The sequence below is a fragment of the Paenibacillus sp. Y280 genome (assembly GCF_056786335.1).
Genome location: NZ_JBXCIW010000011.1, coordinates 135,829 through 161,503, shown reverse-complemented (window position 1 = coordinate 161,503; position 25,675 = coordinate 135,829). Strand labels below are relative to the sequence as shown.

The following is a 25,675-nucleotide window of genomic DNA, read 5'->3' as shown; positions in this document are numbered from 1 at the left end:
ACCTCCTTAAATCCTTCATCATTAGCCCGTCTGTGCTGCCAGCCGCATAATACTTTGCTCGGTCGCCGAATCGCCATCCAAAATGCCGGTCGAGCGTCCTTCCGACATAATCATGATGCGATCCGACATGCCAATGAGCTCCGGCATTTCCGACGAAATCATAATGATGCTCTTTCCTTGCTTCGCCAGCTCAATAATAATGCTGTAAATCTCGTATTTAGCGCCAATGTCGATGCCCCTTGTCGGTTCATCCAGCAGCAAAATGTCTGGATCGGTCAGCAGCCATCGAGCCAGCAGCACCTTCTGCTGATTGCCGCCCGATAAGTTGCGAATAAGCTGATCGACTGACGGCGTTTTTGTTTTGAATTTCTCGACGCCTTTCGCCGCTTCTTTTCTCATCTTCGCTTCGTCTAGGAAGCCGAAGCGATTCTGATACATCCCCAGATTTGCGATAGCGGTATTCTCCATGACAGACAATACGGGGAAAATGCCCGTTACCCGCCGCTCTTCCGTTAACAGCGCGATTTTGTGCTTCTTCGCGTCAATTGGCGATTTCACCGTAATCGGCTTGCCATTCTTGTAAATCGTTCCCGATTTCACGGAACGAATACCGAATAGCGCCTCGATCAACTCCGTACGCTGCGCGCCGACTAGCCCGCCTACGCCAAGTATTTCTCCTTTACGCAGCTCGAACGAAACATCTTTGAAGGAATGCGCATGAGGTGATGTTAAGCCATCCACCCGCAGCATGACCTCGCCTGGCTTGTTTGTCCGCTCCGGGAACCGGTCCGATAGATCGCGGCCAACCATACGGGTAATAATCGTATCGATAGTCAGCTCGGGAGCCGGCCAAGTGCCGATATATTTACCATCGCGCATAATCGTCACATCATCCGAAATGCGTAATATTTCTTCCATTTTGTGCGAAATATAAATAATGGAGACGCCTCGTGCCCGCAGTTTGTTGATAATAGCGAACAGCTGCTCAACCTCATTGCCTGTAAGCGATGACGTCGGCTCATCCATTACGATAATTTTCGAATTAAACGATACCGCTTTGGCAATTTCGAGCGATTGAATCTTGGATACGGACAATTCGCCGACAAGCTGGTTCGGATCAATCGTCATATTTAAATCCTCGAACAACGCTACCGTGTCGCGGTACATCTTTTTATGGTCAATGAACCGGAGAGGGGGAAAGCCTCTTACCGGAAATCTGCCAAGCCAAATGTTTTCCATCACGCTGCGCTGCGGCACCGGGTGTAGCTCCTGATGGATCATAGAGACGCCTTGGTTCAATGCGTCTTTTGAGTTTTTAATATCGACCTTCTGTTCATCCAAGAAAATCTCGCCGGCATCCGGCTTATATATGCCAAACAAACATTTCATTAAAGTAGATTTGCCTGCACCATTCTCTCCCATTAGAGCATGAACTGTGCCGGGACGTACCTTCAGCGTTACATCATCTAGCGCTTTGACACCTGGAAACGTCTTTGTAATCCCGTTCATTTCAAGCAAATAAGGATGCTGCTTTGCCATCGTATAGCCTCCTTTTATCCAGCCCACCTGGAAAGTGGGCGAAAAAAAACAGGGGCAACGCAAGTGACGTTATTCCCCTGCTTCTTGTTCATCCATCTGTCTGCTCGTATTATTTGCTTTCTTGCGTTACTTTTTGGTACGGAATCCAAACATATTTGCCATCCGTAATTTCAAAGCCTGTGTTTTCTTTCGTTGGCGTTTCGCCAGCCGCAAGTACACGCATAAGCTCAACTGTTGCTTTACCTTGGTTCGTTGCATCGTTCAGAACTGTTCCAAGCAATGTTCCTTCTTTCAAAGCTTGGTTTGCTGGATCTGTTGCGTCTACGCCGACAACCGGCATAAATTTATCGTCCTTGAAATAGCCGGCAGCTTTCAACGCTTCGATTGCACCAAGCGCCATGTCGTCATTGTTAGCTAGAACAGCTTCGATGCTGTCGCCTTTGGAAGAAAGGAACGCTGCCATTTTTTCTTGGCCTTTAACGCGATCCCACATCGCTGTATCTTCAGCCAGCTTCTCTACTTTAATGCCTGCATCTTGAATCGCTTGAATGGAGAATTTCGTCCGAAGCTCAGCATCCTGATGTCCCGGCTCGCCTTTTAACATAACGTATTGCAATACGCCGTCGCCGTTTTTATCCGCTTCCGGATGCGCTTTCCAGTACTCAGCAACGATTTCGCCTTCCATCGTACCGGACTCTTCCGCTTTAGCGCCTACAAAGTATGCTTTATCCCATTTTGCCAAATCATCAGCAAGCGGCTCGCGGTTGATGAACACGACTGGAATGTTTGCCTTTTGCGCTTTATCGATAATGATGCCTGCAGCCGTACGGTCAACCGGATTGACCGACATCGCTTTTACTTTTTTCGTAATAAATAGATCAACCTTATCGTTTTGCGTTGGCTGCGAGTTTTGGCTATCTACGATATCTACTGCCAATTTACCTTCTGCCGCTGAATTGATTGCATTACGAACGCCGCTCATGAATGTATCGTCAAATTTATAAATCGCAACGCCTGCCTTTGGCAAGCCGCTAGTGCTTCCCTCTCCGTCTGAGTTTCCGCAAGCTGCTGCCGTAACCGCAAGTGCTCCGATCATAATCGCTGCCGTCCACTTTTTCATTTTTATTGACCCCCTGGTGGATTAATTAACTACAGCTTCATTATGTCGTATACAGCGATAGATTCACATTTAATATCCTCATCATTTTTATTAATATCCTCATGTCTTTCGATTATTGAACGACGGGGAACAGCAGTTTTTGATTTTTCAGCCAAAACATATTTTCCTCCGTAATAAATTCCATATCCATTTCCACGCGGGCAGAAACCTTCTTTCCTTGCGCCGCCGCAAGCGCATGCTTGACGCCGAGATAGCCCATGCTGAACGGATTTTGCACTATTAACAGCTGCAATTGATTTTCCTGCAGCAATTCCAGAAGCTCTGGCGAGCTGTCGAAGCCGACCAGCTTAATCTTCTCCCCAGCCTGCCTGCGCTTAAGCTCAAGCGCCGCTCCGATCGATGTTTGTGTATTAAGCGACAGAATGCCGTCAACCTTTTGCCTATCCAGCATGCCGCTGACGGTTTGCTGACATTCGCTATATTCATCCGAGCAGGGCTGGCTGTCTACGAGCCGAATGCCTTCATATTCCGCAACGGCATCACGAATGCCCTGCTCTCGCAGCTTGCCGTTAATGCCCCCTTTGGTGTACGCAACGATAGCTACGTCACCTTCGCCGCCAAGCTGGCCAGCCATCTCGCGCACCGCTGCTTTCCCGGCAACATAATTGTCCATGCCTATATAAGAGGTCGTCTCGCCTGAAGTGAGCAAGCTGTCGATTGCAATGACTGGAATCCGCCGCTTGGCAGCCTCTTTCAGAAACGGTTCAAAGGCCCCATCGTCATTCGCTCCAAGCACAATGGCATCAGGCTTTGTCTCCAGCGATTGCATCGCCGTTTGCAGCTGGCCCGCAACATCACCTTCATCCGATGGAGCGGAGACATGCAGATTGATGCCAAATTCCCTAACGGCTGCCTGCGCGCCCATCGTCACGTTCTGCCAGTAGTCGCCTTTGCTTGTACGGAGAATAAGCTGAATCGTCTTCCCTGCCCGCTCCTCCTTCGGCTCCTGCTCATTTGGATAAAGCGCAGAATATAGCAGGTAGGCAGCTGCAAGGAAGAGAAGCACGCTAATGATGCTTCCTTTTTTCATGACCATCATGGCTGCTCCCCTCCTTCGACTTGCTCAGGCAAACGAGCAGGGAAACGAATCGTGACGGTTGTCCCGACTTCCAGCTCGCTTTCAAAATGCAAACCATACTTTTCGCCAAAATATAGTCTAATTCTTTCCTGCACGTTCATAATGCCTACACCTGATCCTTTCGAGCTAACGACTTCTCCCATCAGAATTTTGCCAAGCTGCTCCTCCGACATGCCGAGCCCATCATCGATCACCTTAATAACCACATCGCTGCCATCAAGCTTAACAGATACGACAATATGCCCCTTATCGACGGATGGCTCGATGCCATGCATAAGCGCATTCTCGATTAAAGGCTGGATAATAAGCTTCAAGGTTACACAAGACAAAGCCTCTTCTTGCATATCAAAGGAATAGTCGAATTTATTTTTGAAGCGCATCTGTTGAATAATCAAATAATTTCGAGCATGCTCCATCTCATCCGCAATCGGAATTAAGCTTTTTCCTTTGCCGATACTAATCCGGAACAGCTTCGACAGCGCCGTAATCGTCTTGATTACCTCTTCGTTCTTGTTCATGCCGACCATGCGGACGACCGTATTTAACGTGTTGTACAAAAAATGCGGATTAATTTGCGCTTGCAATGCTTCGAGCTCATACTTTCGTTTGCTCTCCTGCTCCGTGACGATTCGGTTCATCAATTGCTTGATCGTGCCGATCATAATGTTGAACCGATCCGCAAGATGCTTAATTTCAAGCGGTCCCTCGCCGCTCGCCGTTAGATCGAAGTCGCCTCGCTCCACGCTTTTCATCGATAGCTCCAGCCGCTTGATCGGCCTTGAAATACGCCGAGAAACCATGCTGGACAATAGGAAAACAATGAGCGCCAACGCGACAAGAAGCTTCGACATCGAACGGTTCAGCACCGCGCTCGTCGTCATCACCTCATCCATATACGATACGCCAACGACCTTCCAGCCTACGTTGCCGATCGTTTGGACGCTGATCATTTTCGCTTCCTCTGTAGATTCATCTATATAGCTCCCATAAGTATGCTTGAGCGCAAGCTCGACATTCTCATCCTTTAGACTCGCATAAATGAGCTCAAGCTGCGGATGATACACGATGTTTCCTGCCGATTCGTCAAGCATGTACACATACCCTTTCTGCCCTAAGCTTACACGTTCGGACAGCTCATCTATCGTATTGAAATTTACATCAAGCAGCAGAACACCGTTCACCTGCTTGCCATTATGCTGAACAGTAATGCTTTTGCTAATCGATACGACCCAGCGGAATTGCTGCTTGTACAGGTTTTGCACATGGGGAAGCGATATGGACAAATGCCCCGTCGTATCGAGAGCGCTTCGGAACCAGCCTTCCTCCGTCACCTTCAGCGTGTCCTTCAGCTCAACATTCGGCAGGTCGAACAGCAGCTGTCCTTTATCATCAAAGAGCGCCAGCGAAACCGTATCAGTACGCGTAGACATCATCGATTCCAGCTGCCGGCGCATCGTGTCGGACTTTACATTTTCACTTAGACCAATCGCATGATGCATCATGTTGAACAGATCGGACGTAACCTCTACGTAATTTTCAAGATTGTAGCTGACCTGATCGACGATTTGCTGCGAGTTGCGAAAGGCGTTCTCCTTGGCGGTAGCCGAGAATCGGCCATATAGAACGACGCTGACTATTAATATGATAAATACCGAGAACAACGTAAACGATATCGTCAAAATATACTGAATGCTTCTGCGCTGCATCATCTGCCTTGCTCCGTCAAGCCGCTTCGATATTCTTTGGCGGATAGTCCTGCATATTTCTTAAAGCTGAGGCTAAAATAATTCGGGTCCGCAAAGCCCACCTTATCGGCAACTTCGAACGCTTTCAGCTCCGTCGTCCGCAGCAGCTCCTTGGCCGATTCCATGCGCAGCTGCAGCAAATAGGCGCCGAACGTCATTTTCAGCTCTTTTTTGAACAATCCGCTGAAATAGCCTGTGCTGATATGCAGCTGTGCGCAGAGCTTCGCTATCGATAAATCGCTTTCGTGAAAATGGCTCTTCGTATAGCTGATCGCATCCTCCACAATTTGCTTATACGTATGCTGCCTGCGGCTGGCGATACGGCTTCTCACCTTCGCACACAGCTCACCGAACCAAGCCTTCGTTTCCTGCATGCTGTTCAGCTTCTGATATTGATTCAATATCCCCCAGCTGCCCCCGAATATATCATCGGAATCGCTCTCGTGGATTCTTGTTAATTTGATAATGGCTGTAACCATTTCGAGCAAATAATGCTGGTATTCGTGCACAGGCGCCTGAACGCGAGTGATTTCGTCGAATAGACCCTCAACGACCTCATCCAGCTCCTTCTCTGTGCCCAGCTTGACGGCGCTAATCAAACTTTGCTCCTTCCACTCGTCGAAGAGGAGCTTCTCATGGTCGCGATTCTCCATATCATCAATGCAAATAATTAGGTTATTGCCAAGAATTCGCCGATAATCGAGAGCAACCGTGGCGGATTCGTACGCATATTTCAAATTGCCGATATCCCGTGTGAACGTTCCGACGCCAATCATGACCGGGAACCGCAAAAACCTCTCGATGCTTTGCAAAATTTCTTTTAGCGCATCCTGCGTTTGCTCCATAATCAGCTCAGAGTCCGGGCGCGGACTGACGGAGAACAGCACGACCTGATCCTGATGGATAAAGACTTTGCCAAGCTCATGTCTCGCCCATATTTCACTCGCGATGTTGCAAACCGAAAATAGCTTCAGGTCCAAATCAGTTGACGAGGCTAGTGAATTCGTCGAGGGCTGAGCAGCTTCCTCATTTCCGATGTCTGAGTGGTTCACTGCAATAATCGATACGACATAGCCTTCGCCCTCGAGCTGCATGTCATATTTGGCTGCTTTCACCAAAATATCCTTAGGCTGCTGCTTGCGCGTAATCAAGGACGATAAAAACTTCTCGCGCACGATGGGCAAGCTTGTACGGTAATGCTCCTCTAGCAGCTCGATATTGCTCCGCTTCTCCCGCTCCTCGTCCATCCGCTTGGCAACCTCTGCAATCGTCTCCGTCAGCTGCTCGGCTGAGAACGGTTTCAAAACATATGCCTCAACCTGCAAATGAATCGCCTGCTTCGCATATTCGAACTCATCATGGCCGGACAAAATTACGATCCGCGTAATGGGATACATCTTCCTCGCCCATTCCGAGAGCTCAAGCCCGTTCATATAGGGCATACTAATATCGGTAATGAGCACATCCGGCTCCATTTTCTCAAACAGCTCCATCGCTTCCTTGCCGTTTCCTGCCGTTCTTACCTCTGTGAAGCCGCAGCTTGCCCAGTCTATTTCTATCATTAATCCTTCTGTCACTTCCGGCTCGTCATCGACTAGCAGCAGCTTATACATAAGGTTCCCCCTAAAACATGGCTTTGAGCGCGACGCCCCCTTGCGGACTGCGTATCGCCAATACCATTTTGCCATATATTTTGTCTTTGTAAAAATAGCATGGCCTGATTAGATTATGGTTTGTCATTCGCCATGCTATTTATTCACTATAAAATGTGCTGCACATCAATAAAGCCGGGCTCTCCTGCGGAGCTCCCGGAACTAAATATATGTGCCGCGAGCACGAGATGCTGGCTATTTCCTCATTAAATTGCTATATTACCTAAGATGAGTTAGATTTCTTATACAATAAGGGACTCTTTAGACTAATGAAAACGTAGGTGAACAACATGATTGAGGTAAAGACTTCCAAGCTTAGCGACGGAGAGTTCAATAGAGGGGTATTCGCGACACGTGATATAGCAAAAGGCGATCTTATTCACGAAGCACCGGTAATTCCCTTCCCAAATGAAGAGCATGAACACATAGAGAAAACCTTGCTTGCTGATTATGTGTTTGAGTATGGCGCTAACCACACGGCTATTCTGCTAGGCTATGGTATGCTGTTCAACCATTCCTATACGCCTAACGCCTACTATGATCTTAACTTCGACAATCATACGGTTGATTTCTTTGCTCACACCGCAATTACGGCCGGGGAAGAGATCCTCATTAACTATAATGGCGAAGTCGATAACGAAGATCCGCTATGGTTTAATGAAGATAAAGAAAAGTAATAAAGGTTAACGGCATGAAACGAGGCAGCTCAGGAGAAAATAAACCCGGGCTGCCTCGTTTTTTTGAATGCTCTATTTTATACAAATCCGCCATTCAAGCGCGATTCATTTCCTCATATAAAAAGATGAAAGCCCCTCTCAATGTACTCGCCAATTTTCGTTATGCTTTGCTTGCCATATACGCGACTTGATCCAGCCAAGCGCGGCGCGTATTTTCATCCGACTTCATGACAGCGTCAAAGACGACATGGTACAAAATTTCGAATCCGCAATATTCAAATATTCCTTTATCCGAGGTTAGGCGAAGCGCCTTATCCAAGCCGCTGGCTGCATATTCAGCATTCGATTTGCCTTGCGTATGAATAATAACCGCTTTTTTCCCTTTTAGGAGCCCACTCTGTTCGCCATTTGCATACTTGTAAGCAAAACCATAGGTGAACACTCGCTCAATATATCCTTTCAAAATAGCAGGCAATCCCGTCCACCAAATCGGATAAATAAACGTAACGACATCTGCCCACTTCAAGTATTCCTGCTCACGTTCAATATCCTCAGACATTCCGCCAATGATTTCACTGCTGCTGACTACTGCGTTAAAGTCGATTGCATAGAGATCCCGAACGACTACCTCATGCCCCGTTTGCTCAAGTCCGGTTACGGCTGTCTCCAATATGGCATGATTAAAGCTTTCTTTCCTCGGGTGTGCGTAAACGATTAGATGTTTCATATTATTTCTCCTCTCAAATGTACAAGCTTATACTCTCATCTATAATTAGTGATCAATCAATTTCTTTGTGCCATATTTGTTATTGATTGATCAATCACATTTGCTAAAAGCCAAGAACGGCTCGGCTAATCATTCATTTCCATTAACTCCGGCAAGGACAGCGCCATCGAGATATTGCATAACATTCCTCTAGCTAGAAATAGGAGTGTCTTCTCCTGCGGTCTATCCAAACCTGCTTGCTTGAACGCATCATAAACGATTTGCTGAACTTCTCGGAAACCTTTTTGCATAACCTCAACGATGGCAGCCTCTTTTATCGTCTGAGCCTGCATTTGGAGCAGTGTCTCGCTCTGATAGTTCTCCATGATTTTCGCGTAGGCTTCAATTAGCTCTTGCTCTAGTTCATCGGGCCCTGTTGTGGAAATAACGAGTCGGAATGCATCTAAAATACGCATCCACGATACTTCCAATGCTTCTAGCAAAAGCGCTTCTTTCGTGGAAAAGAAACGAAATACGTATGGCTGCGAAATTTGGGCGCTTTCGGCAACCTTTGCTGTCGTCGCGCGATAATAGCCGATTTCCGCAAAAACCTCTATGGCAGCTGATACAATATCATTGCGACGATTGACTGAAGTTGATGAGCTTTTTGTCATTATGCACTCCACCTTTAAATAGCGATAAGCGATTCGTGATTTCTATTTAGTGATTGATCAATCACTAAACACATCATACTTTATCTTTTGTTCAAATGCAACCATCTCTTTACCCGGCTAGCCTATTATAGCCAAGTCCCCAAGAATCAGAATCCACGACTCTTAATAACCAATCCTAATCGCAAAAAACGTTTCATGCTTTGCCGCATCGGCAAAGCATGGAACGTTTTTAAAATAAGCTTATTTAAAATAATAAGTCCGAAGCGCATCCATAATACCAAGCTGGTTTTTCCGGAGATCCTTAGCGCTGAAGAAAACATCGCCCTTCACTTCCGGATATTTCTTGTTGTACTCCAGCTGATTAATCATTTCCTGTACGCTTTTCCAGCCCGCTTCCTTCGTGCCGAGCTTATACGGTGAGTGCCCGATATACAGGTCAACCCCCGTTCCTTTCACTTCTTGTACCCACCAATCTACAAGCTTGTCATAGCGTGCAGCATTAAAGGAGAGGCTCCAATAAATTTGCGGATTGATGTAATCAATCCACCCCTTTTGAATCCACGTTCTTGTATCCGCAAACATATTATCGTACGCCGTTACGCCTGCGCTTGTATCTGAGCCCGACTTGTCCACTGACTTATTCCGCCACACCCCGAATGGGCTGATCCCGTATTCCGCCTGCGGCTTCACCGCGTGAATCGACTCTCCGAGCTGACGTACAAATTCATTGATATTGTTCCGGCGCCAGTCGGCTTTTAAGATTAATTTGCCGGCATTATTGCTCTTGAAGGCTGCCTCGTCGTCAAAAGCCACATTCGACGGATAGAAATAATCATCCAAATGCACGCCGTCAATCGCATAGCCGTTCACGACCTCCATGATCGTATCGATAATATGCTGGCGTGCCGCCGGGATACCGGGGTTAATGTACAGCTTGCCTCCTGCATTCACGATCCAGTCTGGCTGCTGCTTAGCCACATGATTCACAGCTAGCTGATCGATCTTTGTATCCACATTTGCCCGAAACGGATTGAACCAAGCGTGGAACGCCATTTTCCGCTTATGCGTCTCCTCGATCATGAAAGCAAGCGGGTCATAAGTTGGGGCAAGACCTTGTACGCCTGACAAATATTTTGACCATGGAACAAGCTTTGAAGGATACAAAGCATCGCCAGTAGGACGCACCTGTACGAAGACTGCATTTAACCCCATCCCTTGCAGCTCATCCAGCAGGCTTATGAATTCACCCATCTGCTTCACTGGATTCTGATAGGAGGACGGAGTGGGCCAGTCCAAATTATACACGGTGGAAACCCATGTTCCGCGCAGCTCAGGCTTTGTGACTGGTCCTGTATTCGGATCTGGAACAGGAAGCGGATTTGGATCTGGCTCTGGATCAGGATCTGGCTGGACAATGCCGCCTGTCGGATCTTCGACCGCTGCTGTCAGCAGCGTAATCGTCTGCTCCGCTTGATTCCAATTAACCGTTAATCCGAGCTGCTCGCTGACGAACCGCAGCGGTACCATCGCCCGTCCGGCTTTGACCCGCACGGATGCGTCCAGCTTAACGCTTTCCCCATCTACGGTTGCAGTTGTGCTCCCGCTGGTCATCGAAATCTCTTTATTTCCGCTGCCTTGAATCGTTACCGACCTCTCCTTGGCGTTCCAATTCACGCTGGCGCCTAGTTCTTCACTAATGATACGAAGCGGTACCATCGTTACATTAACCTTCGGAAGGATATAAGGCGATACATCGCTTGTAATCGTTTTTCCGTTCAAAATAATGCGAATGCCTGTCTTTTGTGCCGCTTGGCTGATTGGCGCAGCTGCAGTCAAGCAAATAGCTGCAAGCAGCAGCCAGATGGACCATTTTCCTAATAATTTCATGCGTTTCAATTCCCCTATCCCCAAACCATGTAATAAAGCATCCCAAACAATTAGACGCTTATTGCCATTCATTGGTTGCACGAGAACAAGGTCAATTAATAAACATTAATAAAAGGCCCGACCATAAACGGTCGGGCCCTTCTGCACCTTATTTCGCTACAAACGGTTTATCCTGCGATACAGCAATCTGATACGTATATAGATCCGTTCCGTCGCCTATCGCATAGTTGAGTATCCGCTTGTTGACCGGAGAGATCACAGCGCGGTACAAGGTTGGGAATACCGGAACCTCATCTACCATTAGCTGCTGCCATTCCTTATAAATGCCTTGACGAACCTTCACATCAAACGCTTCCGCTGATAAGCCAGCTTTAAGCAGACGATCCTGCTCATCGCTCGCATAACGCGAGAAGTTGTAGATCGCGTCGCGACCATACAAGCCTGCAGGATCAACGTCAATGCCTACACCCCATGCCCCTTGATATACATCTACCTTAGGATCATCCTCGCCATTGGAGCCCACACGCTCATAGAAGGTGTTGAATTCTAGCATTTCAAGCTGAACGTTCAATCCGATTGCTTGCCAAGACTGCACGTAATACTGGGCTAAAGGCTGAGCAGTATCCCCGCCAGTCATGGAGATAAAGTTAATGACCAGCTCGCTGCCATCCGGATTGGTACGATATTTTCCATTTAACTTATAGCCCGCATCATCCAAGATCTTCTTGGCTAATTCCGGATCAAAAGCAAGACCTTTATTCGTATCATCATGGTATTCAGGATGGGACGGCGGGATTAGCGTCGTCGCGTTCCATCGCAAGCCGTGATAGAACTTTTTGCCGACCTGGTCATTATCGACTGCATGCGCCATCGCTTTCCGCAAATTCACATCGCCCATTTTGGCTTTTGGATCAGGAGCAACCTTTTTGGTCGCTGCATCCCATTTCCCTAGCTTAAAGCCAATGTACGTATACGCTCGGTCAATCGCGCCCAAATATTCAACGTTCGACATCGTCGCGTTATCCGGGTATTGATCAACCGGGAATGAATCGACGAGATCGACTCCGCCGCTTTCGAGCTGCTGAACGATAGTCGTAGGGTTAATAACTTTTAGAATAACTTCATCCAAAGCAGGCTCTCCCCGCCAATAATCCGGGTTTTTCTCAAAGACAACCGATTCGCCAGGAACGATGCTTTTCACTTTAAAAGCCCCGAAGCCGATTGGCTTCTCGCGCACCTCTGGCGAAGAAGAAATTTTTGCTACATCCATATTGCCGAAAATATGCTTTGCCAATGGATAATTCCACACGCCGCCGGTTAATAAGGATGGCGTTGATTCAATGTAAGTAATTTTAAGCTTTTTGTCAGAAAGAACCTCTATGCCGGAGATGGTTTTTGCTTTGCCATCATGGAATTCATTCATCCCTACAATATTCGTGAAACTAGAGTCATATCGCGGGCCGTCATATTTCGGATTTCCAATAACTTCATGGGCAAACAGCCAGTCTTCAGCTGTTACCGGCTTGCCATCATGCCAGTTGACATTATCACGAATCGTAAGCGTAAACGTTTTGCCGTCTTCCGACACTTCATACGTTGCAGCTCCGTCATTCGTGTATACATAGTTTTTATCCCAAGTGAGCAGCGCTTCATCAAACCAGCCGAGCACCTGAGAATCCGGGTCACCGGAATAAAAGTTGAAGTTCAGCGTCCCTTCAAACGGTGTATCCGATACCAAACCGAAGGTGATGGAGCCGCCTTTAATGGCTTCGCCCTCATTTTTCTTCACGTTGCTGAAATCATCAATGGAATAAAGACCATCCTCTACGGCAGGCTTCTCGCTCTCGGTTGGCGTTGGTTTATCCCCGCCGTCCGTCGGAGACGGATTCCCCGCCTTGTTCCCATTGCCGGATGTACATGCCGCTAGAAAGACGAGCAGCGCCAGCATTAGCGGAAGGATTAGCGACCTTGCAAAAACAGACTTCCTCTTAACCATAAATTTCCTCCTCTATTATCCTTTTCTTTGTCTTGCATCCGTCGCACGCTTTAACGCTTGACCGACATTATTTATACTCAACATCAATACCAGGATCAGTAACGATGCAGGTAACCAGATCCACCATCTAGACTCTAGCGTTTGCGGGTCCCTAGCATAGCTGACTAGAGTTCCTAGACTAGGCGTGCTCTCTGGAAAACCGAACCCTAAGAAGGAAAGGCCGGATTCCAAGCCGATATTTGCCGCCAAATTCAAAGTCATCGTAACGATAATAATAGAGCTTAAATTTGGCAGCACTTGCGACAGCATGATTTTCAGATTAGAAGAGCCTAACGTCTTGGATGCTTGCACATAATCGAGCTCCTTCTCCTGCAGCGCTTTGGAGCGAATCAGCCTTGCAATCCCCATCCATAGAAAAGCGGTCATAATAAGCGAAAAGGAAACAATGCTATATTTAGGAACGGCTGTGACAAAGGCAATAACGATCATCAAAGTCGGCAAAATCATAAAGAAATCAACGAATCGCATAAAGACATTGTCCACCGTCCCCCCGAAATAACCGGAGATGAGTCCTACTAAAACGCCAATAATCCCAGTAAGCAAAGTAACGATAATACCGATTGATAAAGAGTTCCGTGTTCCGATAATCAATTGCCCAAAAACATCGCGTCCGCCATAATCGGTGCCCAGCCAGTATTCAGCCGATGGCGGCTGCTTAAGCGCGAATAAATCTACTGTTACGATTTGCTCTTGGTCCAGAACAAGTGATATCCCATAGACGGACAAGATCACTAGGCTTAAGAAGATTAATGACACGAAGGCCAGCCTATCTCGAACGATTTCCCGCCAGATGATGCTCCAGCCTGAAGGACTTTTGTCCAGTTGCTTGTGCGTGCTTATTGGGGCGGTTGCCTTTCTCATTTCATTCACCTCAAGGTATCGGGTTCTTATTTAATTCGAATACGAGGATCAACTATGCTTAAAATGATGTCGGAAATTAATGCTCCGAGAATGGATGCCACTCCGTACAAGAGAACCAAGGTCGTAACGACGCTGAAATCACGCAGGGAGATCGAGCTGAGGAACAGCTCGCCCATTCCGGGATAACTGAAGATACTTTCAATGAACACCGTACCTCCGATAAGCCCTGTAATTTCATAGCCAAAGAACGCTGCGATAGGCAATAATGAATTCCGTAAAATATGCCGATTATAAACGCGTGATTCCGAGGCGCCCTTCGCTCTTGCCGTTATGATGAAATCCTTCTGCTTCGTATCGATAATCTCGCTGCGCAGCAATTGAACGGTTGTAACCGTCGTAATTAATGCCATGGACAAGGCCGGCAGCAGCAAGTGATAAAATTTGCTCATAACGTATTCAAGCGTTCCTGGCTCCACTCCAGGTTCGATGCTTCCTCCTGTCGGAAACCAGCCAAAATGAAAGCCGAACACCCATAGCATCAGCAAGCCAAATATAAATAACGGTGCTGCAAAGCCTAAGTATGTATAGCCTGTAATCATTCGATCCGCCCATGTATCGTTATAGCGTCCGCTAGTGATGCCGAGTGGAATCGCAATTAAGTAAGTAAGGATTAACGTTGCTAAGGATAACCAAAAGGTATTCATCATCCGCTGACCGATCAGATCGGAAACCGGCATTTTAAAACGAAACGATTGCCCGAAATCGCCTTGAAAAGCCTTCGTAATCCAGTCCCAATATTGCACATACCAAGGGTTGTTGAGACCTAGCCTCTCACGCAGCGCATCCAGCGCCGCCGGATCTACATCTGGACCGATCATGCCTGTCAACGCATCTCCCGGCATGGCTTTAGCCATTAAAAATACAAGAATACTCAATAAAAAAATTTGAGGAACCATAATGACCATTCTTCGCGCAATTGTCCTCCACATCGTCCTCAACCTCTCTCAGGCAAAGCCACGAAATGTGTCTCTGATATTCGTTTCAATGGATAAGCTAAGCCATCCTCGTCAAAATAATTGCCATAGGCTTGTTCATATTCCGTCTTTACCGCTGCTCGGAACCTATTCTTTTCCTCACGTTTATTCGGATCAATATCAGGTATGGCAGAGATAAGGCGCTTCGTATATATATGCTGCGGGTCATCGAAAATATCCGCTGTCGTTCCTTGCTCTACGTAACGGCCCTTATACATAATGCCAATCTGATCGCACATATGCCGAATAATACCAAGATCATGACTGATCAATAAATAGGTAAGATTCAATTCCTTCTGGATATCCTGCATAAAATTCAGCACCTGCGCTTGCACCGACACATCGAGTGCCGACACCGGCTCATCAGCGATAATCAGCTTCGGCTTTAGCGCAATTGCTCTCGCAATGCCGATCCGCTGCCGCTGGCCTCCCGAAAATTCATGCGGATATTTATAAATCGATTCCGGGCTTAAGCCTACCTGCTCCAGCAGCTGCTGCACACGACGTTTCTCCTCGCCTGCAGACAGCTTCTCGAAATTCCGCAATGGCTCGGAAATAATGTCGAGTACACGCTTCTTCGGATTCAAGGAGGAATACGGGTCTTGGAAGATCATTTGAATATCTCTGCGGAATGACGAATGTCTGTTCATTCCATCTGCCGCTAACTTCCGGCCTTCAAAGAGAATGCTGCCCGATGTTACTGAATTTAGACCTATAATCGCTCGGCCTGTCGTTGTCTTGCCGGAGCCGGATTCGCCTACGAGCCCATAAGTTTGTCCCTGCTCCATGGAGAAGTGTATACCGTCTACCGCTTTGACGGGTTGACCTTTTTTGCTGAAAAGGCCGCCGCGATTTGGAAAGTGCACCTTCAGATCACTTACCTCAAGAAATGACATGATGACGATCCCCCTCCTTCGAATCAGGGAAGTGAAAGTGCTTGTAGCAGCTGCATCTGACCAGATGCCCCGGTGAAATCTCATGCATAATCGGGTTCTCTTCATGCGCAGATTCATCAATCCAAGGAATCCTTGACCGAAAGCGGCAGCCCTGACGCGGGAGATTTTGCAGAGACGGTACGATTCCCTGTATGACATGGAGCTTGGATTTTGCTTCATTCACAGTCGGTATGGATTGCAGCAGCGATCTTGTGTAGGGGTGCTGGGCATTTGAGATTAACGTATAAATATCGGCGATCTCGACAATTTGGCCGGCATACATGACCGCTACGCGATCAGCCATTTCGGCAACAACACCGAGGTCATGCGTAATTAAGACGATTCCAGCCTTGCTATCCTCCTTTAGCTTTCGGAGCAGTTCAAGAATTTGCAGCTGTATCGTTACATCGAGCGCAGTAGTCGGTTCATCGGCAATCAGCAGCTTGGGATCATTCGCGATCGCGATCGCAATAATTACCCGCTGCCTCATTCCGCCGGATAATTCATGGGGGTATCGCCCGTAGGTATGCTCGGGGCGGGGAATACCTACTTTCGCCAAAAGCTCGATTGCTCTGTTTGCCCTCTCCTTCTTCGAAAGCCTAGGCTGATGAAGGAGAATGATCTCTTCAATCTGGGAGCCAATAATCATGAGCGGATTTAATGCCGACAAGGGATCTTGGAAGATCATGCCCATATCTTTTCCCCTTAGCTTGTTTAGCTTGGAGGGAGACAACTGCGCAATATTGTGCCCGTTGTAAATAATATTCCCTTCAATTCTCGCTCTCGTATGCAGCCCCATGATCGAGTAGGCTAGCGCACTCTTGCCGGAGCCGGATTCGCCGACTATCGCCAGCACCTCATTTTCTCTCACCGATAGCGTGACATCATCCACCGCTGCATAATAATGATCCGAGATTCGAAAAGAGGTCGTTAAATGTTCGATTTTCAGCAGCTCTTCGTTCAAATAAATCCTCCTAACAGCGCAATCATGCTAAAGTCTCAATTCTCTTAATATTCAGATAATTACACGCGAATAGAACCATGTCTTCGGAACGATATAAAGAAATATCTACTACTAAAGCAGTAGTCATATAGACATTTATTTACTTATATTTGGTTAACGTTCCTTATTTTCTCCATATATTAATGTTAAATTTACATTATGTCAAGTATTTATGTGGAATTAATCCTATTAATAATTCAGTTTGTTTATGTAATAATATTACATAAACAAACTATTTTAAATTATTTTATGCAGCTTTCGTTTCGTTATAGTGTCTTCACAATCAATCTTTTCAATGAACTATCACTAATTATCAATAAACAAATCAATTCTATAAAATTATTATTTTTTTTGCTTAAACGGTTCCTTTTCTATTCATTAACATGCTTAGCTATTTGCACATGGAATATCGAACATAAACATGACATGCATGACGAATCAAGCGTTAAGCCTTTCTTTATATCAATAATTAACTAGGTATATAATCCTGCATGCGAATGACTAGGATTAATGACTTCTATTGGGCGAAAATACAATAGGGCCTCGCTTAGAAGACGGGCGCACCGGCGTAAGCAACAGGAGAGCGTTAAATTTTATGAGAAGGAATTGTCATCAAAGAAAAGCAGTCTATATTCATGAAATCGGTCATGCGTTAGGACTTGCTCATGCTTCGACCGGAGTGGCTTCTGTCATGAGAGATCAAGATCAACGTCATGCAAACGGTTGGTATGTTCCTCAGACGGATGATATTAATGGAGTAAATGATCTTTATTAAAAGGAGAAAAAATTATGAGGAAAATATATATTGTTACCGCTCTGATTCTTTGTTTTCTTATGATCGGATGTTCGAACAGTAATTCCATTAAAGAAAAAGCCAATAACGATATTGTAGAAATAGTCACAGACTAAATTAGTGATAGCTTGATGAAGATTTGGGATATTCATAATAGGCAAAATTAAAGGATCCGAACATGCGGATCCTTTTTTATTTCACAAAATATAGGTTTTTGTACATTTGTTCACCCTGGGAATATTTGTATCAATGCCAATTTACGACTAAGCAATACCCCTTACATACACAAATTGGATATTTTATACCCGGTAAAATTTTGTCGTGAAAATTCTCTTTTATCCTTGTTGTACATCATTACTTCGGCGGAACCTCAGGGGGAATGTCCGGTTTGACTTCAGGGATGACGTCTGGTTTAATCTCTGGCGGCGTCTGCGGAATAACTTCCGGGACAGGCTGCTCAGGCTTAATCTCCGGCGATGCCGGCGGAACAATTTCCGGTTCATGATTAGGATTAACCTCAAGGATGTCTTCCGGTAAAGCATCATCAAATAACATGGTTCAACAGCTCCCTTCGCTTATAACTATTAGTACCCTAAATGAGCCCAAACCTAACATTAAAAATAAAAGAGGAACCCAAAGGCTCCTCTTGCATTCATTCTCTATTGCTCACTTGGCCTTGACCGGCATCCGATCTGACCTTAATCCGATATTCCTGTGGCGAGATGCCTTCCAGCTCCTTGAACACGCGTGAAAACTGCTTGCTGTTCTCAAAGCCGACGGTGCTTCCGATCTCCTGCAGCTTCTGATTCCCTTCGAGCAGCAGCTCCTTGCCTTTGCGAATACGCACTTTTTTTAGAAATAATACGAAGCTCTCTCCTGTATGGGCTTTGAACGCTTCGCTAAAATAGGAGTAATTCAAGCCAACATAATTGCTTACGACAGCCATATTGAGCGGCTTGTAATAATTTTCTTCCATATAGGCAACAGCTGACTTAATCTCTGAATGCTCGCTATAAGCAGAACGAATGCCTCGGATATAATCATTTACGCTTAACAGCAATAGCTCCAAGCTTCGGTAGTAATCATGAAAGCTCCGGAAGTTATCCATGCTGCCTACTTTGCGATACAGCTTCAGCACCTCGATCGATTCCTCGCCATAAATACGGAATACCTCGTCCAGCACCTGCTCGTTCATCCGTTTTCCAACTAGCTTTAAGTAATGGATGTCGACGTCAGGTATTTCCTCCGTACGGAAGATCAGCTTCAGCAGCTCTTGAACCTCCCGTTCCCGGTCAGTACCCAGCATATTCCCCAGCTTGCGAATCTCCTCGTCAGGCAGCTTGAAATCCCGTCGCTTCTCTCGAATATCCTCATACCGCAGCATGCGGCAATTCGAATACAAGAACGAAGACTGAAGCGCTTCCGATGCCTGCTTGTAGCAATGGAACAAATCCTCAATCCGGTTCCCCTCGCTACTTACACCCATGCGCAGCCCGTCCAGCTCCCTTCCGCCTGCCTGCCGAAACAATTCCTCGAACTGCCAGGCCGGACTTCCGATCAGAACAAGCTTGCTCTCGCTATCCAAAAAAGAAACATCCAGAACGCCATTGATCGGCTGAAGCATCCGCTCAACGAGCAGCTTAAACTCATCCTTGTTCATCGAGTCGCCGCTCTCTGATTTATAGTTCAATACAGCGACAGTAAACGGGGACGAAATTTGCTCGAAGCCGATTTTGAACGCCAGATCACTTAAGCTGTGGCTGCCTGTAGTAAGCTTCTCTTGCCGAAACCACTCCTTAAGCAAGTTAATTCTCAGCTCTTCACGATACGTATCGCTTACCGCTACTCGCTGTGCTAATTCAGCTTGCACCTGCAGCGTACTCTCGCTTTTAAGCAGCGCTTCAAACAGCTCGTCTCGGCGTATAGGCTTGAGCAGATAGTCTTTTACCTGATATTTGATAGCCGCTTTCGCATAGGCAAAGTCATCATAGCCGCTAAGAATAATAAAGATCGGCTTCTGCTCCGGCCCTTCCTCTAATGTAAGCCGCTTAATCAGTTCAATACCGTCCACTATCGGCATGCGAATATCAGTTATAACGATATCCGCCCGTTCACTATCATATTGCGTTAGAGCGTCATCTCCATGGATTGCTGTCCGAATAGCATATTGTTCCGGAAATTCTCGTTCAATCATGGTTTTGAGCCCTAATCGGATATTTTTCTCGTCATCTACGATTAATAGCTTCCTCATTGCCGGACCCCCCTCCCATTAACAGCACCTTCGGAAAAGTAATAACTACCTCTGTGAATTGCCCTTCGCTGCTGTACACATGTAATCCATATAGCTTGCCATAATAAAGCCGAATACGCTGGTGAACATTGCGCAGGCCAATCCCGAACGCTTGCTTTCCGCTTCCAAACTCTGCGCCAGAGGAAGCATTGGTACTATTTTCAGCATGAATCATTTCATTTAATCTCTCTAGGCGCTCCGCTTGAATACCCATCCCATTGTCCTTGAGCGTAATAATAATTTCTGCCTTCTCATTCTCGGTGACATCAATTAAGATGGTGCTCTTGCTCTCTTCCACCCCAAGCCATGCATGCTTAACCGCATTTTCGATGATCGGCTGCAGCGACATCTTGAGCACCTCGATCTCCATCAGCTTTGGAGGAATGTGCAGCTCGAGCTGGATCGGCTCGTCGAACCGAATGTTCATAACGGCAATGTAATTCTGAATATGACGAATCTCATCCCGCAGACTGACATATTCACCTGACCATTTGAAATTGTAGCGCATCATCCCGCCGAGCGAGGTGAGTGAATCGGATATCGTCCGCTGGTTCTCCATCTCTGCCAGCATCTTAATGTTCTCCAGCGTATTGTACAAAAAATGAGAGTCGATCTGGCTGTGCAGCGTACGCAGCTCCGCCTCTTTCGTCAGCGCTTGCTTCTTCACGCCCTGTGCAATCAATTCATTAATGGTATGAATCATTTTGTTGAAATGATGGGCAAGCTCCCCTATTTCTCCGCCTCCCCCGAGCGGCAGCCCGGTTGGCACTTCCCCTTTTCTAACCTTCTTCATCGCCTCTGTCAGGCGTCTCAGGTTTTTGAGAATAAAGGAATTCAATATATACGTAATAATAGACAGCAGTCCAATCAATATAAGATTTGCAGCTATGATCTGCTTCTCTGCCGTAGATACGCGCTCATGTGCAGTTTGCAAGGACACGACATTTAGGATATGAGCATCAGCTTGCTCGATAGGCGTTGAGACGAGCAGGTAAGGATGCTTATTCACGACAAAACGCTTCTCGTTGATTCCTTGCTCATTCATTCCAGCAAATTCATTCTCGATCGCTTGGCGAAGCTCCGGATTGCGGCCTGCAAACAGTTGATTGTCATCCAGAAAGATAGCGCCGCTGCTGTCAGCAAGCATCATTTGTGAGCCCTCATCCTTAATATTGGCAAAAGCTTTGGGCGAAAACTGCTTCAGCAGCATTTCCACCTGTATAATCCCAATGCGCTTGCTCCCGGCATGTATGACGCGTACGAGCGACACCTTCGGCATTTGGTTATTCACATCGGTCACATATCGACGCAAAATATCGGGATCATTGTCCTTGAACATCCACAGCTCCCTGCCATCCAATTGATCCAGTCCAGCGAACCAAGGCTCGCTTTGAATCCGGCGCTCTTGAAAAATAATCGGCCAAATTTCCGATATATGCTCATTGTTTGCGTATAAACGGAGATGGGCAATATTCGGATTGTTCGTTTGAATATTGATCATATCGGTAAGGGGGCCCCGGTACAAATCAAGCAGCTCTTCAATGGGCGGCTCTTCCTTAGTCGATATATATTCTAAAATTTCAGATTCCGATATCGTGAGCTGGGCAGCCAGTTCCATCGCTTCAATCTGATTCAAAATATTCACTTTTTCCATTTCCAGCAAGTATTGACCCTGTTTAATCGTATCATTCGTATAACTATCCCTGATCTGGCCAAAAAGATAATTCGATACAACGATGCTTGGTATCAATAGAATGATGATATAAGCGGCTACAAGGCGGCTTTGCATCGATCTGCGCCCCAGCCAATGTGTAACCGATTGAAGGTATGACCGCGAACGGGATATCCTGCCCATTATTTTCTCACTTCCGCTCCGTATATCATTCACTGTAATTATTCCTTATGCAACAAAAAGCACTCCAGCCCGTTTCCGGTTCTGGAGTACCTTTCGTTTGATGTTACTTAGTCGCTTCAGCCAATTTCGCAATGTTTATCTCGTATTGCTTTTGCTTGTAAGCCAGTACCTTGCTGAAGCCGAGAGACTCGCGTTTAGCTAGATAGTCATTCCAAATCTTATCGAATTCAGCATCGGATTTCGCAAGCACTAGCCTCGGAAGCACTTTACCGAACTCTTGATCGATTTTCGTATTCATAATGCCTTCCTCTGATGTGCCTGTAGGATTAAGCTGGTCGAACTCAGACAAGCTCTTCGCTTTGCCGCGTGTCCAGTCTTCCAATTGCTTGAACGGCTCAACTGCAGGAGGGGACCATACCGGCGTAAGGTTCGTGTCCATCATCATCCAGAACGTATGGGATGCTCCATATTGCTTATCGAAAGCGCCGCGATCCGTATTCAACAGATTAAGCACATCCGGCAAAAACTGATCCTTGCCATCGATATTGTCCCAAGTTTCGCCTTGTTTGCCGAAGAACGTATCATGCTGGCCTTCTTCAGAGATCAAATAGTCCAGGAAACGAATCGCACGCGCCTTGTCCTTCACGTTTTTGGAGATCAATGTAACCGTCCAACCCGAAATCGATGGTCCAGCCAGTGTCGGTTGATCCAAATTCGCATTTGCAGGACCGTCAACCGCGATGTAGATCGAGTTCGGGTCACTTGCAAATAGCGCATTTTGTTGGTTAGCTAGGTCAGATCTGGAATACAGCATCGCGAAGTAACGGCCTTGCGCGATTTTTTCTTCCATTTGCGGGCGCTTGTCGATGAAGATATCTTTCGCTAACAAACCATTCTCGTTCGCTTGGCGCATCGTTTTGAGCCATTTCACATATTCAGGATCTGTATTGCGATCATAAAGCTGACCATCTTTATCGTACGGAATAGCTAGGAAATTTTGAATATAATGCTGCAGCGACGCATTGCCCGTATCGTTAAAATCATACATGCCCAGCGGAATAAGCGGTTGGCCGTTAACGTCAGGATACTTTTCCTTCGCAGCCTCAAGCGCCTTCAAGAAGCCTTCCGGCGTGCGCATATCCGGGCTTCCAAGCGCTTCGTACATATCTTTGCGCACTAGGAACGTTTGTGTTGACGTAATGTTATCTCCGAATTTCTCATAATCCTTAGGGGATGAGGACGAGTTGGGATAGCCGTAAACATTGCCGTCTTCCTGCTTGTACCACGAAAGCTTGGCCGGGTCCGTTACTTTGTAGAAGTAAGGATCATATTGGTCAGCAAGCTCATTCAATGGCAGGACCAGATCGCCTTCGAGCATTTTCTTAACCGCTTCTTCATACCAGCCCAGCGTAATAAAGTCAGGCAGGCTGCCCGATGCGATCATCGTATTCATCTTCTCCGCTTCGTTGCCGGCAGGAACGATAAAGTTTACATTAACGCCTGTTTTCTCCGTAATATATTTCGATGTAGCGTCTACGCCCCATTTGTTAGGGAACCAAGAAAAGTTAATATACCAGTCAAACGTAATCGGGCTTTTATCCACTTCCCAGCCCTTATCGTCTTGCGTAAGCTTCACTTCTTCAGCAGGAGCACCCGTGCCCTCTTCTTTATTCGCATTTTTGTTGCCGCCTGATGAGCAAGCCGTTGTTAAGACTAGAACCGTTGCGATCATCAGCATCAATAAATTTTTGAGCTTAGGCTTCTTGTTCATTTTGTCTTCCCCTTCACTGTATGAATGATTATATATGCAATCCTCTGCCCGTTAAAGGACGGAAGTTTTTGCCGTTGGTTAACCTTTGATCGAGCCAATCATCATCCCTTTGACAAAATACTTCTGCAGGAACGGATAAGCGATCACGATCGGGAGCGTTGTAACGACCATCGTAGCCAGCTTGATGGATTGCGTTGTAACCGATTTGCCAATTCCTCCAGGAATAGCAGCAAGCATCTGGTTAGAGCTGGACTGAGCGACAACCCGGTACAAATACGTCTGAACCGGCTGCAGGTCCATATTGTTCATATAGATGACGCCGGCAAAATAATCATTCCATTGGTATACGCCGTGGAACAGCGCAATCGTAGCGATAACCGGCATGGACACCGGAAGAATAATTCTTACAAAAATCGACCAATCATTCGCACCGTCAATTTTGGCTGCTTCCTCAAGTCCATCCGGAATATCCCGGAAGAAGGTCATGAAGATGATGAGATCGAAGAAGCTGAACATCGCCGGGATGATATAGACCATGAAATTATCGAGCAAATGCAGGTCTCTCATAAGCAGATAGGTTGGGATTAGGCCGCCGCCGAAAAACAAAGTAACGGTGCCGAAGAGAATATATATTTTGCCGCCAATGAGACCTTTACGAGAGAAAGCAAAGGCAACCATAGCTGTAAAAAACACGTGAATTAGCGTTCCAAGCACCGTTTTTGCAACCGTAATGCCCATCGCCGTCATAATGCCGGTGCTTTGGAAAACCGCGTCGAAGCTCTCGAAGCTGAAAATCCGCGGCCACCAGTAGATCCCTCCGCGCATGCCGTCTTGCCCCTCGTTTAGGGCGTTGACCAGCACATACCAAATCGGATATAACGTCGCGAAGCAAATGAGAAGCATGCCAAAGTTATTGAAGAGGTCGAAGAAAGCTTCTCCCTTTGTTTTACGTTTAATACTAAACACGGCTGGACTCCTCCTTTTTAGAAAAGTGATGTATCGTTCATTTTTTTCGTGACACGGTTAGCAATCAGCAAGAGAATAAGTGCGATGACTGCCTTGAACAATCCGACCGCTGTCGAATAGGAATAGCGTCCTTGCTGCATGCCGGTCTGATAAACATAAATATCGATTACGTTGCTCGCACTCTCATTCAGCGAGTTTCTCAGCACGAGAATCTGGTCGAAATTGGAGTTAAGCACGCCGCTTACTGCAAGAATGAAGAGGATGGAGATCGTCGATTTGATGCTTGGCAGCGTGACATACCACATTTTCTGAAAGCGTCCCGCTCCATCAATCGTTGCTGCTTCGTACAACTCCGGCGATACGCTCGCGATAGCCGCAAGATAGATAATCGCGGACCAGCCGAGCTCTTTCCAAATATCCGAAGTAATAATGATGCTCCAGAAGTAGCCAGGCTCTGCCAAATACGAGATCGGCTCTTTAATGAGATTAAGCGCAAGCAGCACATTGTTGATGACGCCTACATCCGCAAGCCACGTTGTCAGGATGCCGCCGAGAATGACCCATGACAAGAAGTGAGGCAAGTAGGAAATGGTCTGAATCGCCTTTTTGAACCCGATAGAGCGGACCTCGTTAAGGAACAAGGCGAAGATAATAGGTAAAGGAAAGCCGATAGCCAGCTTAATAAGGCTGATCCCGAGTGTATTCCTCATCACGTTGACGAAGCTCTCATCCTGGAAAAATTCCTTGAAATGAGCGAAGCCTACCCAAGGCGCTTCACTAATGGATTTCACAATATTGAATTCTTTAAAAGCGATAATAACGCCGTACATTGGAACATAGTTGAATATAATCATCCAAACTACGCCGAGCAGCGCCATAATCTGGATATGCCTTTGGCTGTACAGCTTCTTGAACCATTTGCTTCTCGCTGCTTTTGCGTCTGCAGCAAGCAGGGAAGCGGAAGCTGGTGCCG

The 25,675-nt window shown here is 46.6% G+C and carries 21 protein-coding genes; 2 read left to right on the top strand and 19 right to left on the bottom strand.

What is annotated here, in order from left to right; all coding sequences use genetic code 11:
- Nucleotides 1-21: 21 nt before the first annotated feature.
- From AC1TPC_RS16180 to AC1TPC_RS16160, 5 genes are all read right to left on the bottom strand, one after another.
- On the bottom strand, nt 22-1,539 hold the full coding sequence (locus AC1TPC_RS16180; RefSeq protein ID WP_482067854.1) for a sugar ABC transporter ATP-binding protein: 1,518 nt from the start codon (nt 1,537-1,539) through the stop codon (nt 22-24).
- A gap of 109 nt (nt 1,540-1,648) precedes the next feature.
- Nucleotides 1,649-2,659 (bottom strand): galactose ABC transporter substrate-binding protein, encoded by a 1,011-nt coding sequence (locus AC1TPC_RS16175; RefSeq protein ID WP_482067853.1) that lies wholly within the window; start codon nt 2,657-2,659, stop codon nt 1,649-1,651.
- Between the two features lie 112 nt (nt 2,660-2,771).
- Nucleotides 2,772-3,758 (bottom strand): substrate-binding domain-containing protein, encoded by a 987-nt coding sequence (locus AC1TPC_RS16170; RefSeq protein WP_482067852.1) that lies wholly within the window; start codon nt 3,756-3,758, stop codon nt 2,772-2,774.
- Complete coding sequence (locus AC1TPC_RS16165; protein WP_482067851.1) at nt 3,755-5,506, bottom strand: cache domain-containing sensor histidine kinase; 1,752 nt, start codon at nt 5,504-5,506, stop codon at nt 3,755-3,757. Before AC1TPC_RS16165 ends, AC1TPC_RS16170 begins: the two co-directional genes overlap by 4 nt.
- Complete coding sequence (locus AC1TPC_RS16160; protein WP_482067850.1) at nt 5,503-7,155, bottom strand: response regulator; 1,653 nt, start codon at nt 7,153-7,155, stop codon at nt 5,503-5,505. The genes AC1TPC_RS16165 and AC1TPC_RS16160 overlap by 4 nt, the downstream gene beginning before the upstream one ends.
- Nucleotides 7,156-7,484: 329 nt before the next feature.
- Here AC1TPC_RS16160 and AC1TPC_RS16155 point away from each other — a divergent pair, with 329 nt between their 5' ends.
- Nucleotides 7,485-7,871, top strand: coding sequence for an SET domain-containing protein (locus AC1TPC_RS16155; protein ID WP_482067849.1), 387 nt, complete (start codon nt 7,485-7,487; stop codon nt 7,869-7,871).
- A gap of 160 nt (nt 7,872-8,031) precedes the next feature.
- On the opposite strand, the gene AC1TPC_RS16150 is transcribed toward AC1TPC_RS16155, so the two are convergent.
- The 8 genes from AC1TPC_RS16150 to AC1TPC_RS16115 all read right to left on the bottom strand — a co-directional run bounded on the left by AC1TPC_RS16150 (nt 8,032) and on the right by AC1TPC_RS16115 (nt 16,988).
- A complete protein-coding gene (locus AC1TPC_RS16150) occupies nt 8,032-8,598 on the bottom strand; it encodes an NAD(P)H-dependent oxidoreductase (RefSeq protein WP_482067848.1) in 567 nt (188 codons plus the stop codon).
- A 125-nt stretch (nt 8,599-8,723) separates the two neighbouring features.
- Nucleotides 8,724-9,251, bottom strand: a complete 528-nt coding sequence (locus AC1TPC_RS16145; RefSeq protein ID WP_482067847.1) for a TetR/AcrR family transcriptional regulator — start codon at nt 9,249-9,251, stop codon at nt 8,724-8,726.
- A gap of 240 nt (nt 9,252-9,491) precedes the next feature.
- Nucleotides 9,492-11,138 (bottom strand): family 10 glycosylhydrolase, encoded by a 1,647-nt coding sequence (locus AC1TPC_RS16140; protein WP_482067846.1) that lies wholly within the window; start codon nt 11,136-11,138, stop codon nt 9,492-9,494.
- Between the two features lie 148 nt (nt 11,139-11,286).
- Nucleotides 11,287-13,134, bottom strand: a complete 1,848-nt coding sequence (locus AC1TPC_RS16135; RefSeq protein WP_482067845.1) for an oligopeptide ABC transporter substrate-binding protein — start codon at nt 13,132-13,134, stop codon at nt 11,287-11,289.
- 15 nt (nt 13,135-13,149) lie between these two features.
- Nucleotides 13,150-14,055, bottom strand: coding sequence for an ABC transporter permease (locus AC1TPC_RS16130; RefSeq protein WP_482067844.1), 906 nt, complete (start codon nt 14,053-14,055; stop codon nt 13,150-13,152).
- A gap of 26 nt (nt 14,056-14,081) precedes the next feature.
- Nucleotides 14,082-15,044, bottom strand: a complete 963-nt coding sequence (opp4B, locus tag AC1TPC_RS16125) for an oligopeptide ABC transporter permease (protein WP_482067843.1) — start codon at nt 15,042-15,044, stop codon at nt 14,082-14,084.
- Nucleotides 15,045-15,049: 5 nt separating this feature from the next.
- On the bottom strand, nt 15,050-15,985 hold the full coding sequence (locus AC1TPC_RS16120; RefSeq protein WP_482067842.1) for an ABC transporter ATP-binding protein: 936 nt from the start codon (nt 15,983-15,985) through the stop codon (nt 15,050-15,052).
- The gene (locus AC1TPC_RS16115; RefSeq protein ID WP_482067841.1) at nt 15,972-16,988 is read right to left on the bottom strand and encodes an ABC transporter ATP-binding protein; all 1,017 of its coding nucleotides are present in this window, start codon (nt 16,986-16,988) and stop codon (nt 15,972-15,974) included. Before AC1TPC_RS16115 ends, AC1TPC_RS16120 begins: the two co-directional genes overlap by 14 nt.
- A 634-nt stretch (nt 16,989-17,622) precedes the next feature.
- On the opposite strand from AC1TPC_RS16115, the gene AC1TPC_RS16110 reads away from it, so the two are divergent.
- Nucleotides 17,623-17,802, top strand: coding sequence for a matrixin family metalloprotease (locus AC1TPC_RS16110; protein ID WP_482067840.1), 180 nt, complete (start codon nt 17,623-17,625; stop codon nt 17,800-17,802).
- A gap of 372 nt (nt 17,803-18,174) precedes the next feature.
- On the opposite strand, the gene AC1TPC_RS16105 is transcribed toward AC1TPC_RS16110, so the two are convergent.
- The 6 genes from AC1TPC_RS16105 to AC1TPC_RS16080 form a co-directional block, all read right to left on the bottom strand.
- Nucleotides 18,175-18,375 (bottom strand): hypothetical protein, encoded by a 201-nt coding sequence (locus AC1TPC_RS16105; protein ID WP_482067839.1) that lies wholly within the window; start codon nt 18,373-18,375, stop codon nt 18,175-18,177.
- A gap of 97 nt (nt 18,376-18,472) precedes the next feature.
- A complete protein-coding gene (locus tag AC1TPC_RS16100) occupies nt 18,473-20,071 on the bottom strand; it encodes a response regulator transcription factor (protein ID WP_482067838.1) in 1,599 nt (532 codons plus the stop codon).
- Nucleotides 20,046-21,998: a cache domain-containing sensor histidine kinase gene (locus tag AC1TPC_RS16095; protein ID WP_482067837.1), complete on the bottom strand. Its 1,953-nt coding sequence runs from the start codon at nt 21,996-21,998 to the stop codon at nt 20,046-20,048. Before AC1TPC_RS16095 ends, AC1TPC_RS16100 begins: the two co-directional genes overlap by 26 nt.
- Nucleotides 21,999-22,068: 70 nt before the next feature.
- Entirely contained in the window at nt 22,069-23,736 is a 1,668-nt protein-coding gene (locus tag AC1TPC_RS16090; RefSeq protein ID WP_482067836.1) for a type 2 periplasmic-binding domain-containing protein, read from the bottom strand.
- A gap of 78 nt (nt 23,737-23,814) precedes the next feature.
- On the bottom strand, nt 23,815-24,639 hold the full coding sequence (locus AC1TPC_RS16085; RefSeq protein WP_482067872.1) for a carbohydrate ABC transporter permease: 825 nt from the start codon (nt 24,637-24,639) through the stop codon (nt 23,815-23,817).
- 80 nt (nt 24,640-24,719) lie between these two features.
- Nucleotides 24,720-25,655 carry an ABC transporter permease gene (locus AC1TPC_RS16080; protein WP_482067871.1) on the bottom strand — a complete coding sequence of 312 codons (936 nt, stop codon included), beginning with the start codon at nt 25,653-25,655 and terminating at the stop codon, nt 24,720-24,722.
- Nucleotides 25,656-25,675: the final 20 nt, after the last annotated feature.

Bases quoted from the DNA above. Each gene is read 5' to 3' on its own strand.
- AC1TPC_RS16135 (WP_482067845.1), bottom strand. From the start codon at position 13,134: ATGGTTAAGAGGAAGTCTGTTTTTGCAAGGTCGCTAATCCTTCCGCTA.
- AC1TPC_RS16175 (WP_482067853.1), bottom strand. From the start codon at position 2,659: ATGAAAAAGTGGACGGCAGCGATTATGATCGGAGCACTTGCGGTTACG.
- AC1TPC_RS16130 (WP_482067844.1), bottom strand. From the start codon at position 14,055: ATGAGAAAGGCAACCGCCCCAATAAGCACGCACAAGCAACTGGACAAA.
- AC1TPC_RS16105 (WP_482067839.1), bottom strand. From the start codon at position 18,375: ATGTTATTTGATGATGCTTTACCGGAAGACATCCTTGAGGTTAATCCT.
- AC1TPC_RS16155 (WP_482067849.1), top strand. From the start codon at position 7,485: ATGATTGAGGTAAAGACTTCCAAGCTTAGCGACGGAGAGTTCAATAGA.
- AC1TPC_RS16180 (WP_482067854.1), bottom strand. From the start codon at position 1,539: ATGGCAAAGCAGCATCCTTATTTGCTTGAAATGAACGGGATTACAAAG.
- AC1TPC_RS16170 (WP_482067852.1), bottom strand. From the start codon at position 3,758: ATGATGGTCATGAAAAAAGGAAGCATCATTAGCGTGCTTCTCTTCCTT.
- AC1TPC_RS16085 (WP_482067872.1), bottom strand. From the start codon at position 24,639: ATGCTTCTCATTTGCTTCGCGACGTTATATCCGATTTGGTATGTGCTG.
- AC1TPC_RS16145 (WP_482067847.1), bottom strand. From the start codon at position 9,251: ATGACAAAAAGCTCATCAACTTCAGTCAATCGTCGCAATGATATTGTA.
- AC1TPC_RS16100 (WP_482067838.1), bottom strand. From the start codon at position 20,071: ATGAGGAAGCTATTAATCGTAGATGACGAGAAAAATATCCGATTAGGG.
- AC1TPC_RS16140 (WP_482067846.1), bottom strand. From the start codon at position 11,138: ATGAAATTATTAGGAAAATGGTCCATCTGGCTGCTGCTTGCAGCTATT.
- AC1TPC_RS16090 (WP_482067836.1), bottom strand. From the start codon at position 23,736: ATGAACAAGAAGCCTAAGCTCAAAAATTTATTGATGCTGATGATCGCA.
- opp4B (WP_482067843.1), bottom strand. From the start codon at position 15,044: ATGTGGAGGACAATTGCGCGAAGAATGGTCATTATGGTTCCTCAAATT.
- AC1TPC_RS16120 (WP_482067842.1), bottom strand. From the start codon at position 15,985: ATGTCATTTCTTGAGGTAAGTGATCTGAAGGTGCACTTTCCAAATCGC.
- AC1TPC_RS16110 (WP_482067840.1), top strand. From the start codon at position 17,623: ATGAGAAGGAATTGTCATCAAAGAAAAGCAGTCTATATTCATGAAATC.
- AC1TPC_RS16165 (WP_482067851.1), bottom strand. From the start codon at position 5,506: ATGATGCAGCGCAGAAGCATTCAGTATATTTTGACGATATCGTTTACG.
- AC1TPC_RS16150 (WP_482067848.1), bottom strand. From the start codon at position 8,598: ATGAAACATCTAATCGTTTACGCACACCCGAGGAAAGAAAGCTTTAAT.
- AC1TPC_RS16160 (WP_482067850.1), bottom strand. From the start codon at position 7,155: ATGTATAAGCTGCTGCTAGTCGATGACGAGCCGGAAGTGACAGAAGGA.